This window comes from Allobosea sp. 05T439 (assembly GCF_056396005.1).
In genome coordinates, this window is record NZ_JBFTKP010000025.1 from 1 (window position 1) to 18,991 (window position 18,991).

General features: G+C 65.0%; 24 protein-coding genes. 9 read left to right on the forward strand and 15 right to left on the reverse strand.

Annotation, left to right across the window (positions count from 1 at the left end; genetic code table 11):
- Positions 1 to 353 (reverse strand): hypothetical protein (locus AC1DIO_RS23865; protein ID WP_476854186.1); only part of this gene is annotated, 353 nt, incomplete at its 3' end.
- A 381-nt stretch (positions 354 to 734) separates the two neighbouring features.
- Here AC1DIO_RS23865 and AC1DIO_RS23870 point away from each other — a divergent pair.
- Together AC1DIO_RS23870 and AC1DIO_RS23875 are read left to right on the forward strand one after the other, a co-directional pair.
- Positions 735 to 1,895: a four-carbon acid sugar kinase family protein gene (locus AC1DIO_RS23870; protein WP_476832740.1), complete on the forward strand. Its 1,161-nt coding sequence runs from the start codon at positions 735 to 737 to the stop codon at positions 1,893 to 1,895.
- Positions 1,895 to 2,950: a cupin domain-containing protein gene (locus tag AC1DIO_RS23875; protein ID WP_441507542.1), complete on the forward strand. Its 1,056-nt coding sequence runs from the start codon at positions 1,895 to 1,897 to the stop codon at positions 2,948 to 2,950. Before AC1DIO_RS23870 ends, AC1DIO_RS23875 begins: the two co-directional genes overlap by 1 nt.
- A gap of 85 nt (positions 2,951 to 3,035) precedes the next feature.
- On the opposite strand, the gene AC1DIO_RS23880 is transcribed toward AC1DIO_RS23875, so the two are convergent.
- Positions 3,036 to 3,962, reverse strand: a complete 927-nt coding sequence (locus tag AC1DIO_RS23880) for an alpha/beta hydrolase (protein WP_476854187.1) — start codon at positions 3,960 to 3,962, stop codon at positions 3,036 to 3,038.
- Between the two features lie 344 nt (positions 3,963 to 4,306).
- Positions 4,307 to 4,768, reverse strand: a complete 462-nt coding sequence (locus AC1DIO_RS23885; protein ID WP_441493416.1) for an Lrp/AsnC ligand binding domain-containing protein — start codon at positions 4,766 to 4,768, stop codon at positions 4,307 to 4,309.
- Positions 4,769 to 4,934: 166 nt separating this feature from the next.
- Between AC1DIO_RS23885 and AC1DIO_RS23890 the strand changes: the two genes are divergently transcribed.
- On the forward strand, positions 4,935 to 5,831 hold the full coding sequence (locus AC1DIO_RS23890) for a DMT family transporter (RefSeq protein WP_476854188.1): 897 nt from the start codon (positions 4,935 to 4,937) through the stop codon (positions 5,829 to 5,831).
- 28 nt (positions 5,832 to 5,859) lie between these two features.
- On the opposite strand, the gene AC1DIO_RS23895 is transcribed toward AC1DIO_RS23890, so the two are convergent.
- The 8 genes from AC1DIO_RS23895 to AC1DIO_RS23930 all read right to left on the reverse strand — a co-directional run bounded on the left by AC1DIO_RS23895 (position 5,860) and on the right by AC1DIO_RS23930 (position 11,640).
- Entirely contained in the window at positions 5,860 to 6,123 is a 264-nt protein-coding gene (locus tag AC1DIO_RS23895) for a hypothetical protein (protein WP_476854189.1), read from the reverse strand.
- 36 nt (positions 6,124 to 6,159) lie between these two features.
- A complete protein-coding gene (locus AC1DIO_RS23900) occupies positions 6,160 to 6,390 on the reverse strand; it encodes a hypothetical protein (RefSeq protein ID WP_476825116.1) in 231 nt (76 codons plus the stop codon).
- 13 nt (positions 6,391 to 6,403) lie between these two features.
- Positions 6,404 to 6,616 carry a hypothetical protein gene (locus AC1DIO_RS23905; protein ID WP_476832742.1) on the reverse strand — a complete coding sequence of 71 codons (213 nt, stop codon included), beginning with the start codon at positions 6,614 to 6,616 and terminating at the stop codon, positions 6,404 to 6,406.
- 27 nt (positions 6,617 to 6,643) lie between these two features.
- Positions 6,644 to 6,907: a DUF1488 family protein gene (locus AC1DIO_RS23910; RefSeq protein WP_441493406.1), complete on the reverse strand. Its 264-nt coding sequence runs from the start codon at positions 6,905 to 6,907 to the stop codon at positions 6,644 to 6,646.
- Positions 6,908 to 7,333: 426 nt separating this feature from the next.
- Complete coding sequence (locus tag AC1DIO_RS23915; RefSeq protein WP_476832743.1) at positions 7,334 to 8,518, reverse strand: aminotransferase class V-fold PLP-dependent enzyme; 1,185 nt, start codon at positions 8,516 to 8,518, stop codon at positions 7,334 to 7,336.
- 7 nt (positions 8,519 to 8,525) lie between these two features.
- Positions 8,526 to 9,299: a carbohydrate ABC transporter permease gene (locus AC1DIO_RS23920; protein ID WP_441493415.1), complete on the reverse strand. Its 774-nt coding sequence runs from the start codon at positions 9,297 to 9,299 to the stop codon at positions 8,526 to 8,528.
- Positions 9,300 to 9,381: 82 nt separating this feature from the next.
- On the reverse strand, positions 9,382 to 10,332 hold the full coding sequence (locus tag AC1DIO_RS23925; protein ID WP_476854190.1) for a carbohydrate ABC transporter permease: 951 nt from the start codon (positions 10,330 to 10,332) through the stop codon (positions 9,382 to 9,384).
- A 6-nt stretch (positions 10,333 to 10,338) separates the two neighbouring features.
- A complete protein-coding gene (locus AC1DIO_RS23930; protein WP_476854191.1) occupies positions 10,339 to 11,640 on the reverse strand; it encodes an ABC transporter substrate-binding protein in 1,302 nt (433 codons plus the stop codon).
- Positions 11,641 to 11,788: 148 nt separating this feature from the next.
- Here AC1DIO_RS23930 and AC1DIO_RS23935 point away from each other — a divergent pair, with 148 nt between their 5' ends.
- Positions 11,789 to 12,841, forward strand: a complete 1,053-nt coding sequence (locus AC1DIO_RS23935) for a LacI family DNA-binding transcriptional regulator (protein WP_476832745.1) — start codon at positions 11,789 to 11,791, stop codon at positions 12,839 to 12,841.
- A gap of 249 nt (positions 12,842 to 13,090) precedes the next feature.
- On the opposite strand, the gene AC1DIO_RS23940 is transcribed toward AC1DIO_RS23935, so the two are convergent.
- The 3 genes from AC1DIO_RS23940 to AC1DIO_RS23950 all read right to left on the reverse strand — a co-directional run bounded on the left by AC1DIO_RS23940 (position 13,091) and on the right by AC1DIO_RS23950 (position 14,714).
- Positions 13,091 to 13,345, reverse strand: a complete 255-nt coding sequence (locus tag AC1DIO_RS23940; protein ID WP_476854192.1) for a hypothetical protein — start codon at positions 13,343 to 13,345, stop codon at positions 13,091 to 13,093.
- Positions 13,346 to 13,734: 389 nt separating this feature from the next.
- Positions 13,735 to 13,941: a hypothetical protein gene (locus AC1DIO_RS23945; protein ID WP_476776728.1), complete on the reverse strand. Its 207-nt coding sequence runs from the start codon at positions 13,939 to 13,941 to the stop codon at positions 13,735 to 13,737.
- Complete coding sequence (locus AC1DIO_RS23950; RefSeq protein WP_476776727.1) at positions 13,938 to 14,714, reverse strand: COG4280 domain-containing protein; 777 nt, start codon at positions 14,712 to 14,714, stop codon at positions 13,938 to 13,940. Before AC1DIO_RS23950 ends, AC1DIO_RS23945 begins: the two co-directional genes overlap by 4 nt.
- 133 nt (positions 14,715 to 14,847) lie before the next feature.
- Here AC1DIO_RS23950 and AC1DIO_RS23955 point away from each other — a divergent pair, with 133 nt between their 5' ends.
- The 5 genes from AC1DIO_RS23955 to AC1DIO_RS23975 all read left to right on the forward strand — a co-directional run bounded on the left by AC1DIO_RS23955 (position 14,848) and on the right by AC1DIO_RS23975 (position 18,046).
- A complete protein-coding gene (locus AC1DIO_RS23955; protein WP_441493397.1) occupies positions 14,848 to 15,435 on the forward strand; it encodes a Chromate resistance protein ChrB in 588 nt (195 codons plus the stop codon).
- A gap of 88 nt (positions 15,436 to 15,523) precedes the next feature.
- Entirely contained in the window at positions 15,524 to 15,742 is a 219-nt protein-coding gene (locus tag AC1DIO_RS23960; RefSeq protein WP_441493396.1) for a hypothetical protein, read from the forward strand.
- Between the two features lie 321 nt (positions 15,743 to 16,063).
- Positions 16,064 to 16,732 carry a hypothetical protein gene (locus AC1DIO_RS23965; protein ID WP_476854193.1) on the forward strand — a complete coding sequence of 223 codons (669 nt, stop codon included), beginning with the start codon at positions 16,064 to 16,066 and terminating at the stop codon, positions 16,730 to 16,732.
- A 372-nt stretch (positions 16,733 to 17,104) separates the two neighbouring features.
- Positions 17,105 to 17,530 carry an N-acetyltransferase family protein gene (locus AC1DIO_RS23970; protein ID WP_476770762.1) on the forward strand — a complete coding sequence of 142 codons (426 nt, stop codon included), beginning with the start codon at positions 17,105 to 17,107 and terminating at the stop codon, positions 17,528 to 17,530.
- Positions 17,531 to 17,668: 138 nt separating this feature from the next.
- Positions 17,669 to 18,046: a hypothetical protein gene (locus tag AC1DIO_RS23975; protein ID WP_441507553.1), complete on the forward strand. Its 378-nt coding sequence runs from the start codon at positions 17,669 to 17,671 to the stop codon at positions 18,044 to 18,046.
- Here AC1DIO_RS23975 and AC1DIO_RS23980 read toward each other — a convergent pair.
- Complete coding sequence (locus AC1DIO_RS23980) at positions 18,040 to 18,960, reverse strand: LysR family transcriptional regulator (RefSeq protein WP_476770760.1); 921 nt, start codon at positions 18,958 to 18,960, stop codon at positions 18,040 to 18,042. The two genes, AC1DIO_RS23975 and AC1DIO_RS23980, sit on opposite strands and share 7 nt — an antisense overlap.
- Positions 18,961 to 18,991 lie beyond the last annotated feature (31 nt).

Here is an 18,991-nt window from a genome sequence, read left to right on the forward strand (position 1 = left end):
GGGACGTTCACACCCGGCTGGTTGCTCGAGGTGGTGATGGTGGGGTCGTAATTGGTATTGGTGACGACCGGTGCTCCGGGGGGGCCGAGCGGCATCATGTCGCCATCGGCATCATTGATGTAGGTCGGGGTCAGCAGCCGCGGGAAGATTCCGTCCGCAGCGCCAGCCTGGCTCTGACCTGGAAGGAGATGATTGTTACTGCCATCGACCGTTCTAAGGCCGATTGGCAGCAAGGATGCATCTTGACCGATAATATCGACAAGACTTTCACCCGCAACGTTACGCTCTGCAACCTTAATTTGCTCAAGAATCTTGTTCAGATCGGCGAGGTTGACAACAAAGCTTGAAGCCATAACAGACCCCCAATTGAAGAACGTCGGTGAATATTAGGGGCAAATTAACTCTTCCATCGTATAGGCGGTTAGAGGACAAGGTCACCGCATTTTCGGGACCAGCGCGTGCCTATCAGGTGCCTCTGGTCCGTGGTCCATTGGGGCCGAGACCACCGACCTTGGTCTGGTTGGATCGTACCGGCAGAGTTCCTGGAGGCGCTGACGTGGTCAGGCGGCCGCATCGAGCTCCGGGTTCGAGCCGCCAATGGCGCGCCAGCAGCACCCAGAGCGAGCATGGCGGCGGCGAGCGGGGTTCGCTCAGTAGACCGCCCGGCCCCCAACGCGCCCCTGACAGCAGAAACTAGCGCTTTTCTTGTCGCGTGGAGGCGGCATGATCGAGAGATGAGCAGCGATGGGAATACGACGATCGGGGTTCTCGCCGACGACCTGACCAGTGCAGCGGACGGGGCTGGCCCCTTCGTCATGCGGGGCCATGGCGCGTGGGTCGGACGGGGTCGGTTGCCCCGGCAAGAGAGCGACGTCATCGCCGTGGACAGTGGCTCGCGCTCGGCTCCCGAGGCTGAGGTCGCGGAGCGGGTCTCGCGTCTCACCGCGCAGCTCGCCTCGCGCGACATCCTCTACAAGACGGTCGACTCGACGCTGCGCGGACATGTCAGGGCCGAGCTGGACGCGGCGTTCCGGGCCAGCGGGCGTAGGCAGCTCGTCTTCGCCCCGGCCTTTCCCGCGGCCGGGCGCACCACTGTCGGCGGCGTTCAATGCGTGGACGGTATCCCCGTGTCGGAGACCGCCTATGGCCGCGATCCGGTGCATCCGGCCCGCCATTCGGTGGTCGCCGACCTGGTCCCGCCCTCCATCGGGAGTGTGGTGCTGCTCGACGCCACGACACAGGACGAGCTGGACGCGCAGGTTGCGGCCTTGCCCGAACCGGAAGCCACGCTGTGGGTGGGCTCCCCGGGGATGGCGGCGGCGCTGGCGCGGCGCCTGGCCCCGACTGCGACGGGGGCTCCTGCAGCAGCGGTCGGCGGCGGGCCTGGCGATATTCTCATCGTCATCGGCAGCGCGAACCCGCGCAGTCACGGCCAGGCCGATCGGGTCGAGGGGGTGAGCGGGGTCACCCTGCTGCGCAGCCCCGCAAAGCGCGAAGACGACCCGGCGCCGCTTCTGCGGGAGATTGCAAGGGCTGCGGCGGACAGGCTTCGGGCCGAGGCCTTCGACGCGTTGATCGCCACGGGCGGGGACACCATGGAGGCGATCCTCGACCTTCTGGACGTTCGGGAATTCGAGATCCTCCACGAGCTCGAGCCAGGTTTTCCGCTTGGCCGTGCCCGGCTCGATGACGGGCGCGCGCTGCTTCTCGCCATGAAGGCCGGGGGTTTTGGCGGGGATGACACCTTGCTTCGCGCGGTCACGCGGCTGCGCCACGGGGCGCCTCTCTCTGGCCAGGGCATCGCCGATCCCGCCGGCCTGGAGACCGCGTTCGCCGATGCAAGGCGGCTCGGTTCCGCGCAAACCGGGTCGAACAAAACGCAAAAGGTGTCCTGATGGGACTTCGCTTCATCTTCATGCTGACGCGCAACGACCGCACCGTGGACGACGCGTCGGAGCAGTTGCAAACCGCCCTGCATCTTGGGGTCCGGCATATCGGCTTCAAGGATATCGGCCTGCCGCTMGACCAGTTGAAGGCGCTCAACAGAGCCATCAGGGAGGGCGGCGCGACATCCTATCTCGAGGTTGTCTCGCTCGACCGCGACAGCGAAATCGCCTCGGCCAAGGCTGCGGTCGAAATCGGCATCGACGTCCTGCTCGGCGGGACCAGAGTCGATGACGTGCTGCCTATCATTGCCGGCACCACGATCCAGTACTGTCCGTTCCCGGGGCGGATCATGGGCCATCCAAGCGTCCTGGAAGGCAGCATCGACGAGGTCGTCGCCAGCGCGCGGACGCTGGCGGCGCGCGACGGCGTGCACGGGCTCGATCTGCTGGCCTATCGCTCGCGGGAGAACGTGCCGGCCCTGATCCAGGCCGTCTGCGCCGCGGTCTCCAAACCCGTCTATGTCGCCGGCTCCATCGACACGCCGGAACGGATCGCCGCGCTGAAGCAGGCCGGAGCCGCCGGCTTCACGATCGGCACGGCCGCGCTCGACGGGAAATACCCGGCCGAGGGCAAGGACGTGCCCCACCAGCTCGCCAGGATCATTCGCGACGTCGCAACCCTCAACCGGCACATTTCGCCATTCCACAAGGAGAACCTGAGATTTGCGTTCGGCCGGTTTTCCGACACCTGGCCGCCCCATATCGCCGCGCGCGTCAACAACATGCAGATCAAGCTCGCCAGGTTCGAAGGCGAAGCGGCCTGGCATTTCCAGAGGCATGAGGACGAGGTCTTCTTCGTCCACAGGGGTCGGCTGCTGATGCGGTTCCGTGACCGCGACGAGCTCATCGAGGAGGGTGAGTTCATCGTCGTGCCGCATGGCGTCGAACGCTGCCCCGCAGCCCCCGAGGGCGCCTGCGAGGTGGTGCTGCTCGAGCTGGGCGCGACCGCAGGCGCCGGCATCGCGGAGGACGGCCTGGGCGACGCAGGGGCCTTCCACACCTGATGCGCGCCGTCAGCCCATTCCCGGCCGGGCGCGCGTAAGCACCCGCAGCCGATACAGTCTCCGACCTGGAGCTCCCTGCGATTGGTCAGCGCACCGGCAGCAGGTACTTCAGGCCCTGCGTGAAGCCGCGCGGCGCGACGGTGAGGTGATCCTCGTCGTTCAGGACCGCTGATTTCAGCTTCAAGCTCGGATACTTTCGGCTCAGCAACGCCGTCTCCAGAGCCCGGTTGTCGGCGACCATGTCTACCGTCTGGTTGTAGCGCCGATCGCCTTTCTGCTGGGCCTCGTAGGCGCCTACATAAAGATAGACATTCGCCGCCAGGTCCTGATTCCGCGTGGCGTAGCCCGCTTCGAGCTTCAAGGCATGCCGCTTGTCGTACCAGAGAGACGGGCTGCCGAGGATATAGCCGTTGAATAGGCCGGGCTCGGTGAAAAGGATCTGTGCCCCAAGCAGAGCGCCGTAGGAGTGGCCGAGAAAGATTGCTCTGGCAGGGTCGGCCCGGTAGCKAGCGGTGATGAATGGCTTTGCCTGATCGCGCAGATATCCCTGATAGGCGCGCGCCTGACCATGGATGGCGTTGGCTGGTGCGGTGCTTGGACCGTTCGATGTCGGAGTATAGTCACGCTGGCGGCTGACCATGCCGTCCTCGCCCTTCCCATAAGACAGGCCGACAAGGATGAATTCCTCAATCTTGGGCCCCTCGACGTTCAGGCGGCGCCCTATCTGCCGGATGATCGGGAAAGCGTAGTCGGCGTCGGTAACATAAAGCACGGGGTAGCGCCGCTGCGGCTGCTTCGCGTAGGACGGCGGCAAAGCGACGAAGACTTGGTAGTCGCGGCCGGAGACCGGATCGGGCACGTCCCATACCTCGCTGCCGGCGATCTCGTATGGGCGCCCCTCGCCAGGCTGCACCTTTGGAGTCGATTGGGCCCGGGCGTGCATCGCGCCGCTGGAGACGCCGAAGCCGGCGATAAGGGCAATCAGCAGGGCATTTTGAAAACGTCGTTGCACGTGAAGTCTCCGCCGGCGACCACCGGTCTCAGCTCATGGGGTTATGAGGTTGGCCGACTGTTAGTGGCGCGCTCGCGCAACAATGAGGCTCGGATTCTCGCGATTGGATTCGCATTTAAGAAAACATGAATCGAGTTCCCGCCGCAGGACTGTTTCAGCTACGTCAGGGTCAGATGAGCAGAATCCGCAACGGGTCGACCTTGCCCCTTCGATCTCGTTTCCCAAGCTGACGGTTTATCAGGCGGTCGCCTGCAATAGCCCGTGCCTGGCAGATCAGGACCAAGCCGGACATCGCTGCGGAAGACCAATCTGAAATCGCCACCTAAACGCTTCGCTCCGCCACCTCAGATCGGCAACAAGGCGTCGGGCTTCACATCAGACACCGATGCGTAGGTATGGGTTTCCCTGACACCGGGCAGAGGCAGGATCACCCGTTCCAGAAAGTCCTGGAACAGGGACATGTCGGCAATTCGCGCTTTCACGAGATAGTCGAAGCCGCCGATGACCATGTGGCATTCCAGAACTTCGGATGCCTGCGAGATCGCCTGGGCAAACCGCTCGAAGATATGCGGAGCCGTGTGGTCGAGGCGGACCTGGATGAAGACCACGGTGCCCCGGCCGACCTTCTGCGGATCGAGGATCGCCCTGACGGCCCTGACATAGCCCTCCCGGAACAGGCGCTTGACGCGCTGGCTGGTCCCGGTCGGGGACAGGCCGACCCGGTTCGCCAGCTCGAGCGTGGTGCGGCGGCCGTCCTCCTGCAGCAGCCGCAGCAAGTTGCGGTCGATCGCGTCGAGATCGGCGATTTCATGTTTCACGCTTGATGACCACAGATAGAGTGAATCTCACGCCAAACTCATGGAATGAGCATATTCATCCGCACCTACGCCGGCAATAGGCTGTGATTGCTGCAGTCCGGTGCTGTCGGCGGCCCAGGCCCGCCGGACCGGCCGCGCCGTCACGGAGGCCCGCTTGCGCAATGCGATGTTCGGAGACGGTGCCGGCAGCAAAGGGCTGGCGATCCTGGCCGGTGCGGCCTTCGTTGCGATCACCACCCTCCAGTTCGTCGCCGCCCGCTTCAGCCTGCGCGAGCATCTGACCGCGGCCGATATCGTGGGCCTGCGCTTTCTCGGTGCAGGTCTCGTCTTCCTGCCGGTGCTATGGCGGACCGGCACCAGACGGCTGAAGGCGCTGGGCTGGCGGAAAGCCGGGCTGCTGGCGCTGTTGGCGGGGCTGCCCTACCCGCTGCTCATCAATCAGGGGCTGACCCAGGCGCCGGCCGCCCATGCCGCCGCGCTCTCTCCCGCCTCCATCGTCTTCTTCTCCTTGGTGCTTTCGCGCATCGCGCTCAGGGAGACGGTGTCCGGCGCGCGGCTGATCGGCATCGGCGCGATCATCGCCGGGCTGCTGCTCTTCGTTTTCCATGCAGGGCTCAGTGCCGGCGACACCTGGCGCGGCGATCTGCTCTTTGCCGGATCGGGGATCATGTTCTCGGCCTATGCGGTGCTGGCCCGGCGCTGGTCGGTCGATGCGGTGACGGCGACGATCGCCGTCGTCCTGCTCTCCTGCCTGCCGCTGCCCCTGCTGCACGCCCTGGCGCCGAGCGGGTTCGCGGCCGCCCCGCTTGCCGAAATCGCCACGCAACTCGTGATCCAGGGCTTCCTGGCCGGTGCGGCTGCGATCGTTCTCTACACCTATGTGGTTCGCCAGCTCGGCCCGCAACCGGCTTCGCTGTTCATGCCCTGCATTCCGGTGACGACGGTTCTGGCCGGGATGGTGGTGCTCGGGGAAACCCCGACGCCGCCCCAGCTCGCAGCAATCGCTCTCATCACATGTGGAATGGTCTTCCCGATACTGCGGAGAGCCTAGCCCGGGGTCGGCGCCGGAGCTTGCTGCCTTATGCCGGGACTTCGCCATTCCCGGTTTTCACCGAGGCCCGGCGGCAGGCGCTGCGCGTGAAGCGCTCGATCTCGGCCAGCGCCGCATCGAGGCTCGGAAACGGACCATGCTTCATGGCCTTCATCGTCTCCTGCGCCTGGCCCGCGGTGACAAGCCGGAACTCGCCCGCGGGGTTTTCGGTGATTTCGCCCATCGGCCGGCCGAGCAGGTCGCTCAGCAGCCAGACGGTGTCATCGGAGCTCTGGGTGACGGTGATGTCCACGAAGCACTCGCTCTGATCGGGATGCCGACCGTCCGTTCAAGCGGAGGCAGGCCGGCGCTTCTTCGGCTTCGGCGGCTCGGCTGCGAGGAGTTCGCGGTCCAGCGCCTCCTTGGCCAACCGCTCAGCCTTCAGCCTCGCGGTCTTGGCCTCGCGGGCCTGGATGGCGCTCTCCTCCTCGGAGAGGATCCGGTTGCGCACCGATGACTGGGTCTGCGTCCTCAGGAACGCATTATCGGCATTGGCAATGAGCTTTGAACGATCGGTCATTGGTTTCCCCCTCCTAGATCTTGGTGGCGGCGCCGCCATTCGCGACGATCTCGTGATGCCCGATCACGCGCTCGCGGCCATCGGGCCCGCGCACGCGATACTGCTCCTCGGCGTTGTCGCGGGAGGGCATGACGCGCAGAACCTCGAACGGACCTGGCCGCGGCTGGTTGATCATGTCGTTGGTGAGGCTGAGGAGGTCCCCTGCCTTGTAGGCTGTCGTGGTCATGTCTTCATTGTCCTTGGGGCGGGGGCGTCAAAAGCTCTCCGCCGTCAGCCGGTGATAGCCGCCGCGATGCCGGGAATAGGCGGAGCGGGCAGCCTGGTAAATCGTGTCACGGTTCTGGTCGAAGACGGCGAGAACCGCAGCCTCGACATCGCCCGCACTCGGGCTGAGCTTGTGCAAGGCCGCGAAATCGACCTGGAAGGTGACCTCCAGCGCTGCGTCGGAACCCCAGAAGCTGACACAGGAGCGCCCTGCATCGAAGCGTCGGATCGGATTGGGAAAGTTGAGACTCATTGCCAGTGTCCTCCCGGTCGCGTCGGCGCAAAGCGGCCCGCGGCGCCATCCGCAGGGGAACTGGAATGCCCGGATACCGTGCGGCTTCGGAGGTCAGGAATGTGGCCGTTCAGCCGCCCGCGACGCGCAGGGGCGCCGCGACGGGTCTCGCTTTGCAGGGACAAGCCAGCCATTTTCTCACATGCGGCCACGCCGGAACAGATCAACCGCAAAGCGGCTCGTTCTCGGCAACCGTGTTTTGCACATGGGGAACCGCAGCACGTTTTGTAAGGTTGGCGCAAGAATAATCCGGGCCCGGAGCCGCGCATCCCCCTGCCCTCACCGAGCGGGCCGCCTGAATCGGGACGGGATTGAAGGCGGCCCAAGCAAGAGCCGCTTGCCCCGCCTTTTCGCCTCGTGGAGGCCAATACCCCCACGCCTGCTCCTTCACTCGGCGAGTGCGGCGCGCACGAGCACGGCAAGCCGCTCGTAATCGGCCTCCTCGTTATAGGCCTGGGCCGAGAGCCGCAGCCACAGCCCACCGGCGAGAGCGGAGACCGGTGCATCGCAGCCCCTGGCCTCGAAGCGCCGCCGGATCGCCAAGGCCGCTTCCGCACTCGCCTCAAAGCGCACGGGAAGGCGCACCAGCCTCATCGCCCGCGCGAGCTCCGGCCCGGAGCCGGCTTCGGTACCGAGCGCTGTTGCGAGGATCTCACCGCCACGCCCCGCGAGATCGGCATTGCGCGCCCGCAGGGCGGCACCGCCGAGATCCTGATGAAAGGCGAGCGCGGCCGTCACGGCCAGAAAGGCGCTGGGGTCGCGCGTGCCCGTCCAGTCGAACTCGGCGAGATAGCCGCCACCGAAACCATGCGAGATCGTCAGCGGATGGATCGCTGCCTGATGGTCCGGCCTGGTCCACAGGAAGGCGCAGCCTTTCGGGGCCATCAGCCATTTGTGGCAATTGCCGACATACCAGTCGGCATCGAGGCCCTGGAGATCGAGCGCGATCTGGCCGGGCGCATGGGCTCCATCGACAAGCACCGGTACGCCCGCCGCGTGACAGGCCGCAATCAGCTCCGCCATCGGCAGCAGGAGCGCGCTGGACGAGGTGATATGGTCGAGCACCGCGATGCGGGTGCGTGGCGTGATGGCGGCCGCGACAGCCGCGACGATCTGCGCGGCGCTAGGCTGCGGAAACGCAATCGGCGCTTCCACGATGCGGGCTCCGCTGCGCTCGGCGAGGTAGGCGACCGTGTTGCGAACCGCGCCATAGGCGTGGCTCAGGATCAGGATCTCGTCACCCGGCGCGAAATCCAGCGAGCGCAGGACGGCGTTGCAGCCGCTCGTGGCGTTGTCGACGAAGACGAGGTCCTCGCCCTTCGCACCGAGGAAATCCGCCAGCGCGTCCGCGGCCAGCCGCAGGGCCGGAGGCAGGACCGAGCGCATGAAGAGCGAAGGCTGGCTCTCCATCTCCCGGCGCCACGCGTCCTGGGCGGCCAGAACGGTTTTGGGCGTGGCGCCATAGGCACCGTGATTGACCGTCAGCTTGCTCCAGTCGAGCGACCATTCCCCGCGGATCGAGGATCCGAGCTGGACAGGCTTGGGCGGGACGGAGGTGGCGGTCGCTTTCATCGCTTCCTCACCGTTTCAGGCCGGAGGCCGCGATACCCTCGATGATATGGCGCTGGAACATCAGGAAGGCGGCGAAGACCGGGACGAGGCTGAGCACCGACATGGCGAAGAGCGGCCCCCAGGACGAGCGGCTCGTCGCATCGACGAAGCCGCGCAGCGCCAGCGGCACCGTGTAATTGGCGACATCGGTGAGATAGAGCAGCGGCCCGAAGAAATCGTCCCAGGTCCAGATGAAGGAGAAGATCGCGGCTGCCGCCAGGACCGGCTTCGACAAGGGCAGCATGATGCTCCAGTAGATCCGCCAGGGTCCGCAGCCGTCGATGACGGCCGCCTCGTCGAGTTCCCTTGGGATGCCGCGGAAGAACTGCACCATCAGGAAGATGAAGAAGGCGTCGACCGCCATGAATTTCGGCACGACCAGCGGCCAGAACGTGTTCAGCCAGCCGAGCTTCTGGAACAGCACATATTGCGGGATCAGGGTGACGTGATAGGGCAGCATCAGCGTGCCCAGCATCGCCGCGAACCAGAATTTCCGCAGCGGAAACTCAAGCCGCGCGAAGGCGAAAGCGGCGAGCGAACAGGCCGCCAGGTTGCCGATGACGGCCAGCCCCGAGACGATCAGCGAATTCAGGAAGAACCGGCCGAAATTGATGCCGAGACCGTACCAACCCTCGACATAGCTGGCCAAGGTGACCGCCTTCGGCCAGAGCGAGAGATCGCTGAAGATCTCGTCTTCCGGCTTGAAGGAACTGCTCAGCATCCAGAGCAAGGGATAGAGCATCGCCAGCGAGGCGAGCGAGAGCGCAATATGCTTGGGGAGCGCCCGCCACGACCGGTCGATCGCCTCCGGCGCGAGGCGGCCGTCAGCGCTGTTCGTCTTCATAATAGACCCAGAAGCGTTGCGAGAAGAAGGTGAGCGCCGTGAAGGCGGCGATCGTCAGCAACAGGACCCAGGCCAGGGCCGAGGCATAGCCCATGCGGAAATAGGCAAAACCCTGCTGATAGAGATAGAGGGTGTAGAACAGCGTCGAGTCGACCGGGCCACCGGTGCCGCCGCTGATGATGAAGGCCGGCGTGAACGCCTTGAACGCCTCGATCGTCTGCAGGACCAGGTTGAAGAAGATCACCGGCGCGAGCAGCGGCAAGGTGATGCGGGTGAGCTGCTGACGCCGCGTCGCGCCGTCGATGCTGGCTGCCTCGTAGAGATCACGCGGAATCTGGCGCAAGCCTGCGAGGAAGATGATCATCGGCGAGCCGAACTGCCAGACGCTGAGCAGGACCAGCGTATAGAGCGAGGTTGCCGGATTCGAGATCCAGCTCGGCCCGTTGATGCCGAAGGMGAACCAGAGGAATTCGTTGACGAGGCCCTCATAGCCGAAGACCTGCTTCCACAGGATCGCGACCGCGACGCTGCCCCCGAGCAGGGACGGCAGATAGAAGATCGCGCGATAGATGCTGAGGCCCCTGATGCCACGATCGAGGACCATCGCGACGGCCAGCGCGAAGGCGAGCTTCAGCGGCACCGACAGCACGACATAGGTCAATGTCACGCTGACCGACGCCCAGAATTTCGGGTCGGACGAGAACATCCGCTGATAATTCGCCGCTCCAACCCATTGCGGTGCGCGCAGCAGGTCGAAGTCGGTGAAGGACAGATAGAGCGAGACGAGAGTCGGGCCGAGCGTGAACAGCACGAAGCCCGCGAGCCACGGCGTGAGGAAGAGATAGCCGGGCAAGGCATTCCTGACGCCGTCCCAGCGACGCCGGGCGACACGGCCCGGCGTGGAGGCGGCGAGACTGGCACTGTGAGCCATGGATGATCAGGCTTTCGAGAGGATGCGCTCGGCCTCGGAGACCAGTTGCTCGGCGGCCTGTTGCGGCGTGAGCTGCTTGAAGCCGACCTTCTCGGCCGCCTGGCGGATCAGGGAGGTGACTTCGGCCGCGCCCTTCGGCGGCGCCGGAGGGAGCGGTGCCGGTCCGCGCTTGCTTAGCTGCGAGAGATGCTCGACCTGCATCTGACCGCCCTCGTCGAGCTCCGGCGCCAGCAGGGCGCKGATCTTCTCCGAGGGCKAGACGCCGCGCTCGACGCCGAGCAGCTTGGCGCCTTCGGGCTTCAGCACCATGAAGTCGATCAGGGCTGCAGCGGTCTTGGGATCGGCCGCAGTCGCCGAGACGCAGAGCATCATCGAGGGCTTGAGATACTCGCCCGGCTTCTCACCCTTGGGATGGAACGCCATCCCGACCTTGCTCTTGCTGACAGCCTGGTAGCCGACGATCTGGTTGCTGTTGGTGAAGGTGATCGCGGCGCGGCCCGTCGTCAGCAGGTCGCTGTCGATGGTGATCTTGTCGGTCGCGGCGAGATCGGCGGGAACGATGGCGCCCCTGCCCCGCATCTCGGCACAGAGCGCCAGCCATGTCTCGGCATCGTCGCGGGTGAAGCCAAGACGACCGTCCTTGTCATAGAGCGTGCGGCCGCGCGTCAGCACCCAGTATTCGAGCTCGGGCTCCATCACGCTGGGATCGGCCGAACCGAAATAGCCGCGCCGGTTCGCCTTCTTGGTGATGTTCTCGCCGAGCGTCGCGAATTCCGCCCAGCTCATCTCCGGGTTTGGCGCGGCAAGGCCGAGCTTCTCCAGCATTGTCTTGTCATAGAGCAGGACGTCGCTGTTCATGCCCATGGGGATGCCATAGAGCTTGCCGTCGATCTTGCCGGCCTCGAGCACCGAGGGGACATAGTCGCTGGGGTCGATGACCGAAGGGACGAGATCGTCGAGCGCCCGCAGCGCGCCGCGACGCGCATATTCAGGCAGGTAGCGGTAGTCCATCTGAATGATGTCGGGCGCATTGCCGCCGGCGACCTGGGTTGCCAGCTTGGTCCAATAGGCATCCCAACCCACGGTCTCAGGGGCAATCTCGAGCCCGGAACGCCCGAGCTTGAAGGCATCGATCGCGGCCTGCGTCCGGCGCGCCCGGTCGGTTCCGCCCCACCAGGCGATACGCAGGCGGCCCGGCTCCGCGGCAGCGGCCGGCGAGGACAGCGCGCCTGCGCCAGTCAGCTTCAGAATGGCCGGCGACGCGATCAGCGCCCCGAAACGCAACACATCACGCCGTGATGCCTTCATGCCCATTTCGCTCTCCCTTGCTACCCTGCTTCGGCCCTTGATTCTCGTTCGTCCACGAGAKGGCCGCACAGTTGTTGTCGCGATTTGTTGCACGGTTCCAGCATCGGTGCAACGATGCACCAACACCAAAAAGGGGAGAAACCAAGGGGTGGCGACCATTCTCGATGTGGCGCGGATAGCCGGCGTCTCGGCTTCAAGTGTCTCGAATTTCCTGAACGATCGCCATGCGAAGATGACCCCCGCCACGCTTGAGCGCATCCGCAGCGCCGTCGCGGAACTCGGATACAAGCCGAGTTCGGCCGCGCGTCAGCTGAAGACCGGGCACTCGGCCGTGATCGGGCTTCTGGTGCCCTCGGTCGCAAACCCGTTCTTCGGCGAAATCGCCACCGCCATCCAGCATGCCGCCCAGGCGCGGGGGCATCAGGTGATCCTTTGCAACACGTACCGGGACCCGCACCGGGAGACCGAGTTTGCCGAGGAACTGGCGGCTTTCGGCGTTCGCGGCATCATCACCGGTTCGTCCCTGCTGAACCCCCGGCATCTCTCCGGCCTTGCCGCCAAGGGGCTCGCCATCGTCGCTTTCGAGGGCAATGCCGCCTTGTCGGCAGCTCAGGGCATTACCGTCGTGTCGACGGACAACGCGCTGGCCACGACGCTCGCGGTGGATCATCTCGTGGGCCTGGGACATCGGCATATCGCCTATGTCACGGGACCGCTTCAAACGGCAGCGCGTGCGGCGCGTCTGAACGGCTTCAGGACGGCCGCGCAGCGACATGGCCTGGACGGGTCTGTCCATGAGATTTCGCTGCCGCCGAACGAGTATGGCGACGACATGATCGCGGAGCTCGGGATCGATGCCGGCCTCGCCATCGCAAGACTGCAGCAGCGCCCGACCGGCGTGATCGCGATGAACGACCTGCTGGCGATCGGCCTCGCGGCGGGCTTGCGCGAACAGGGCCTGGCGATTCCCGACGACATCTCGCTGGTCGGCATCGACGACCTGTTCCTGGCCCGGCTGATGAACCCGCCGATGACCAGCGTCAGGCAGCCACTCTCGGCAATGGCGCATGCGGCGATCGACTGCCTCCTCGATGCGATGGGACAAGCGCAGCCCGTCCAAAGCCGGATCTTCCCGCCGGAGCTGATCGTCAGGCAGTCGACCGCGCCAGCCATGCCGCGCAAGCCGAACGGACGCGGCTAGCCCGGGGAGCGCAGATCGAGCGCGAGGCGGCTTGTTCCCGGGCGCCGGCCCCACCATCGGATCCAGCGCGGGCATCCTGTGCGACCGTCGCGATGGAGCCCTTCGGGCTTCGCCCGCCTGCCCTGGAGCGCCGGACGATCAATTGGACGCATATCCGGCGGGGCTGAAGAGGTTTCGGCATTCTGCAGGGGTGACGAGTTCGCAGATGTCGCCGACGGCAAGGAAGAGGATTTTCAGCTTTTCGTGGCGCTACGCGACGGGGATCAGTTCGAAGGTCGCATCCGCGATGGCGTCCACTATGCCGACACGGCCGACATGATGCGGCGCCTGACGAAGGAGGAGCTGCTGCCCCTTGACGCCGTTCAATGTGAATTGCTTACTTTTGCTTCCCGTGACTGCTGGCGCACTTTTAGTGCTCAGCCAACCAGAGGCCGCGCCAATCTCCAATAGCGTCAACTGCAGCGAATTTTGCCTCCGCAAAAGGAGCCTGACATGCATTTCCACCTTGCGCTTTCCGTCGCAGTTTTGGCTGTCTTCGCATTGCCGACGCAAGCCAGGCAGAGCGGCGATAGCGCTCGCGAGGCGTGTCGCGAGGAAGCCCGCAAGGCTACCAAGCCAGGACACACGTCTCGGCTCGATCGGGAGCAATTGAAGGAAATGCGCCGCGAATACGCCCGCGATTGCCGCCGGAGATCAAAGGCGATTTGATTACTGGCCACGGCAGGGACGATCGCGCTGAACACCATCACGGGCAAAGCCAACCCTTAGCGGTACTCCCGAATGATCTCGATCTTGCCGACGATGGCGTCGTTGAAGGCGTTCATGTCCGCTGCCGGGATCCACTATTCGAGATGCGCGCGTCCACCAGCGTCCTGCACCCGATACTGGTCGAGCTAGCGCCTCGCGCCCTGGACGACGCTGGCGAACAGGACGCCGATGCAGCCGAAGAGCAGCAACAAGCCGACCGTGATGGAGGCGCCCTGCTGGTAGCGGACAAGCAGCCCGCACGCCCCGACCACGGCCAGGATGGCCAGCGCCAGCTTCTCGTCATCGACGAACAGGGCGACGAGTTCGCGAAATATCAGACGCAGCAGGTTCATCGGGTCATCTCCTGGGGTTCGATTTTCTGGGGCTCGATTGTCCGGGGACGACGGGCGACCGGGACCAGGCTGAGCCCGACCGCCAGGAACACGGCGGCAAGAGCCGGGATCGCCAGATCATGCCCGGGCCAGGCGACGCCGAGCCCCTCCCCGGTCCAGTAGACGCCGAAGGCCGACAGCATCACGCCGACGCCGAATTTGAGGGTGTTCTCGGGCACGCGCGACAGCGGCTTGTGAACGGCGAAACCGATGATCAGGACAAGGAGGCAGGCCGCGACCGCCCCCAGCGCCGCCGGCCAGAGCAGCCCGCGCCCGGCGCCGACGGCGATGACGATGAACACGACCTCGACGCCCTCCAGCACCACCGCCTTGAAGGCGGCGAGACCCGCGATCCAGTTGCGCTGCGTCGCGTCCCGGCGCGCTGCCTCGGTCAGGCTCGCCGTCTCCCTGGCGAAGGCGAGCTCCTCGTCATGCAAGGCGATGATGCCCGCGGCCCGAAGGATCGCCTTGCGCAGCCAGCGCAGGCCGAAGAGCAGCAACAGCACGCCGATGACGAGTTGAAGCCCCTGGAGCGGGATGCGGTCGATCACGGGCCCGAGCGCCAGGACGAGAAGGCCGAGAACCCCGAGCCCTGCCACTGTCCCCGTCAGGGCCGGTCGCCAGCCCTGCACCGTTGCGACCGCAAGCACGATGGTGAAGGCTTCGACCACCTCGACGAGCGAGGCGAGGAACGTCGCGGAAATGGCGGGGGCGGCTGTTGCCCATGAGATCATGGCTGTCGCTTTCGTTTCGCAGGCCGCGCAGCAGGATGAGATCTTCGTGCGCGACCGTGGTATGATAGATACGCGATATTCCGTTCAGTATGATTGTAACGACCGTAACATTCAATAGGTTCCGAGAGGTTCGATGTCTGCATTGGAATGGTTGCTGCTGACCTACAAGGTCCCCGCCGAGCCGGCGCGGAAGCGGGTCTCGATCTGGCGCAAGCTCAAGGGGATGGGCGCGGTCTATCTGCAGGGCGGCGTCTGCGTGCTGCCCAAGACCGATGACCATCTGCGGCGCCTAAAGATGCTGGAGAACGAGATCGCCGAGGCCGAGGGCGAAGCGCTGCTGCTGGCGACGGTCGGCCTCGACCAGAAGCAGCAGGACAAGATCATCGCCCGGTTCAATGCCGACCGCGACGACGAGTACAAGGAGTTCATCGAGAAGTGCATCGCCTTCGAGGAGGAGATTGCAGAAGAGACCCGCGTCAAGCACTTCACCTTCGCGGAGCTCGAGGAGAACGAGCAGGAACTGACCAAGTTCAAGACCTGGATCGCCAAGATCCAGAAGCTCGATTTCTACAAGGCCGATCGCGCCGAAGAGGCGGCAGGCCGCCTGATCAAGTCGGAAGCTATTCTCGACGCTTACGCGCATAATGTCTTTTCGGCGCAGGAGGAGAACATGTCTCCCGAGGCGTCGAAGGAGCAGAGCAATTCCAGCAAAACTGCGTAGCGGTCCGGCGTACGAAATCACGTGAAGACAAGGCGATAAGGCATTGCAGGGGATTCCATTTTCACCAACTCTCTAGCGGAGAAGCATCATGACGGCCGCCCCGCGCCATGCCGGCCCGATCCCAGCTTCAGACTGCCTCTGGAGCGGATGGTATGCGTGGCGGCCCGTCTTCCCGAGCGACGACACCGGGCCGTTCTGGCTGGAGACGCTCTGGCATCGGCGCCACCCCGTTACCGGACGCCATGAATATCGAACATTCCGCTCCGAGGCCGAAAAGCTGCGTGAGATGAGCGAGCGGCTGTTCTAAAGCATCGGCCCGAAAAGTGGATTGCGGTTTTCGGGGCAAAGCCTATGCAAACACAAAGGCTTAGATCATCGAACCGGATACGATATCCGGTCCGATGATCTGGTGGATGGTGTCCGCGGCTCGCGGCCGTTCCAGGAGCGTCGGCCCGGCCCCCGGCAGCCTATGGCGGACCCGCACGGGACAGACCAGACGCTCCCGACCACGTTCGAGCTGGATGGAAAGCCAGGCCCTGTCCTGTTACGGCATGGCTAATCTGCAGGAGCGATCCGATCCTGCCGTCGGACGCAGGCAGACAGCATGGTGGTTTCGGAGTTTCATCGCATGGCGGCGCTCGACAACGCCGCGCTGTGCACCGCCATGTGGCGCGCGCACGGCCTTGGCGTGGAGCGTGTCGACGGTTGCGCCGCGTGCTCGGGAACGCCGCCGCGCTTCTACCCCCATCTCGTCACGGTCGACCCAAAAATCGATCCTCAGGTTCAGCTGCACGCCATCGCAAAACGGACAGCGCGGGCGTCTGAGGCCTTCTTCGTCAAGGACAGTTACCGGGCGCTCGCGCTGGACGGTCTCGGCTTCGAGCCGCTGTTCGATGCTCGCTGGATTCATCGGCCCGCCGGCCTGGCCGCGGGACGAACGCGGCTCAGCTGGCGCCCGATCATGGTCGCCGAGGAGTTGGGCGCATGGGAGGCGGCCTGGAGTGGACGTGCAGGCGAGCCGCCGCTTTTCCTGCCGGCATTCCTGACGTCGCCCGGGATCAGGATGCTGGCCGGGCGGGCGGATGGCGCGATCGTGGCCGGGTGCATCGTCACGGAGACGGGCGCCGTGGCCGGTCTCAGCAACGTCTTCGGCGACACCTCGGAGGTGATCAGCGCCACGACAATGACGGTCCCCGGTCGCGACCTCGTGGGCTACKAGAGCGGCGACGCACTGGCAGCCGCACTGGAGGCCGGGTTCCGGACGGTGGGCGACCTCGCGATCTGGAAACGTCCATAGGGCTTAAAGCTTCGGCCCGAAAAGTGGATTGCGGTTTTCGGGGCAAAGCCGACGCAAACACAAAGGGTTAGATCATGGGAGCGGATATGATTTCCGGTCCGATGATCCAAGGGGGCGATCCTTGCCCTCGCGCACCGGTATCTGCGGACACTTGTCTGATCCGCAGGACCGTGGCGGCGAAACGTGACGACGGCAAGGTCGTGTCTGGCCGTCTTTAGCTTCCCGTTCAGAACACCGTGACGTCACGGGTGAAGACCTCGGCAGGGTTCCGACTTTGCCTTGACGGCCGATCGTCCAATACAGTCCCGCACGCCCCACGAGAGTAAGGTCAGCATGAAAGTCAGACCGGCCACATCCGCTGATGCGCAAGGTATGAGCAGCGCCCTGGACGAGATCTTCACTGCGGGCCTGCGCAAGAGCGCTGGTGATCCCCAATGGGTCCTGGCTCACTATATCGAGCAGGAGCAGCGCATCGAATGCTCGGTTGCGGAGGGCGAACTGGGGCGGATTCTCGGGTTCCAGTCTCTGCGCCATACCTCGGCCGACAATCCCTACGGGGTAGCCGAAGGCTGGGGGATCATCGGAACCCATGTCAGCCCCCACGCCGCTCGCCAAGGCGTCGGCTCGGCGCTGTTTCAAGCCACAGTGCAAGCCGCCAGAGCCTTTGGCCTGCAGAATATCGATGCGACCATCGGCGAGGGCAACGCGATGGGCCTGGCCTATTACGAGGCGATGGGCTTTCGGACCTACCGCACGCAAGAGGGTGTCATCTGCAAGGTCTATCGGCTCGATCCCTAGCGCACCCCCCCGCAATCAGACCGGGCGCCAGGCCGAACCGCCCCGACATCGACGAGGGCCGGCTCGCCCCGAGTTCCGACTTCGACGTGAAACGGCTAAGGAGGCCCCTGAGATCAGCAAATCCAGGGAATGCAGGGAATGACAGAGCCCGCCACGATCCTCTTGAGCCAGGTCAATGGCCACGGCGCCTCCACGAGCGGGCAGACCAGCTGCCTCGATCTGACGGACAGCAATGGACGCCGCTTCATCCTTCACATTCCGCGGCTGCTCGAGGGTGATTTCCTGTCGCGGTTCGAAGCGGCAGCCATGCACGCCGCCGAGATGCGCGGCTCCCCGTCGAATGCCGACGTCGTCAACGCCGTGCTCGCCGAACAGACCAGTTTCGTGATGGCCGATGATGGAACCTTGATCCTGAGGACGAAAACCCGCTCCGGCGTCGATATCGATATCAACTTCGACGAGACCACCGTGCGCGGGCTTCGCGCCTTGCTGGACAAGCGGCCATCGCCTCACTGAGAGGGCTGGGGAAACGCCTCGCAGCGGGTTGAAAACAGGCGCTCCCCGATAAAATCGACGAAGACCCGGACCTTCGGCGAGAGGTTGCGGTTGGAGGGCCAGATCAGGCTGAAATGGCCGGGAGCATCGATCCGGTCATCGAGCAGGGTGAGCAGCTCGCCCTTCCCGAGCGGATCGCGCACCAGGAAATCCGGCATGCAGCCGATACCGAGACCGGCGACCGTGGCGCCGCGCAGCGCCTCCATATTGTTGCAGGTCAGGACCGTGCGCGTGCGCAGTTCCGCCTCGCCGGCCACGAGCGTCAGCGGCCAGGCCTGGATCTTGCCGCTGTTGGGATAGCGGAAGCGGATGCCGAGATGCCCGTCGAGGTCGCGCGGGCATTCCGGCTTGCCGTGGCGTTCCAGATAGGACGGTGCGGCGCAGAGCAGCATCTGGAATGGGCGCAGGGTCCGCGCCATCAGGCGCGAATCCGGGAGTTCGCCGCTGCGGATCGCGACATCGACGCCCTCGTCGATCAGATCGACGAGGCGGTCGTTGAAATCGAGATCGACCTCGATCTCGGGATAGCGCGCCATGAACTCCGGCAGGACCGGCAATAGCAGGTGGTAGCTGACGATCGGCGTGCTGACGCGCAGGCGCCCGCGCGGCACGTCCATCGTGCGGGCGAGCATGGCGCGGGCATCGTCGAGATCGTCGAGGATGCGCCGGCAGCGCTCGTGGAAGGCCCGCCCCTCCTCGGTCAGCCGCAGGCTGCGGGTGGAGCGCTGGAACAGCCGGATGCCGAGCTGCTGTTCGAGCCTGGTCACGGCCTTGCCGACCGCCGACGCAGACAGTCCGAGCACGCGCCCGGCCATGACGAAGCTGCCGAGATCGGCGGTCCGGACAAAGGCCATCAGGCCGCTCAGCGAATCCATTCCTGGCTCTCCCGAGACACGAGCATTCGAG

Coding starts and splice junctions, on each gene's coding strand:
- AC1DIO_RS23975 (WP_441507553.1), top strand. CDS start 17,669: ATGACAGAGCCCGCCACGATCCTCTTGAGCCAGGTCAATGGCCACGGC.
- AC1DIO_RS23920 (WP_441493415.1), bottom strand. CDS start 9,299: ATGCTCTATCCCTTGCTCTGGATGCTGAGCAGTTCCTTCAAGCCGGAA.
- AC1DIO_RS23945 (WP_476776728.1), bottom strand. CDS start 13,941: ATGAACCTGCTGCGTCTGATATTTCGCGAACTCGTCGCCCTGTTCGTC.
- AC1DIO_RS23870 (WP_476832740.1), top strand. CDS start 735: ATGAGCAGCGATGGGAATACGACGATCGGGGTTCTCGCCGACGACCTG.
- AC1DIO_RS23910 (WP_441493406.1), bottom strand. CDS start 6,907: ATGAGTCTCAACTTTCCCAATCCGATCCGACGCTTCGATGCAGGGCGC.
- AC1DIO_RS23970 (WP_476770762.1), top strand. CDS start 17,105: ATGAGCAGCGCCCTGGACGAGATCTTCACTGCGGGCCTGCGCAAGAGC.
- AC1DIO_RS23905 (WP_476832742.1), bottom strand. CDS start 6,616: ATGACCACGACAGCCTACAAGGCAGGGGACCTCCTCAGCCTCACCAAC.
- AC1DIO_RS23955 (WP_441493397.1), top strand. CDS start 14,848: ATGTCTGCATTGGAATGGTTGCTGCTGACCTACAAGGTCCCCGCCGAG.
- AC1DIO_RS23960 (WP_441493396.1), top strand. CDS start 15,524: ATGACGGCCGCCCCGCGCCATGCCGGCCCGATCCCAGCTTCAGACTGC.
- AC1DIO_RS23915 (WP_476832743.1), bottom strand. CDS start 8,518: ATGAAAGCGACCGCCACCTCCGTCCCGCCCAAGCCTGTCCAGCTCGGA.
- AC1DIO_RS23900 (WP_476825116.1), bottom strand. CDS start 6,390: ATGACCGATCGTTCAAAGCTCATTGCCAATGCCGATAATGCGTTCCTG.
- AC1DIO_RS23950 (WP_476776727.1), bottom strand. CDS start 14,714: ATGATCTCATGGGCAACAGCCGCCCCCGCCATTTCCGCGACGTTCCTC.
- AC1DIO_RS23980 (WP_476770760.1), bottom strand. CDS start 18,960: ATGGATTCGCTGAGCGGCCTGATGGCCTTTGTCCGGACCGCCGATCTC.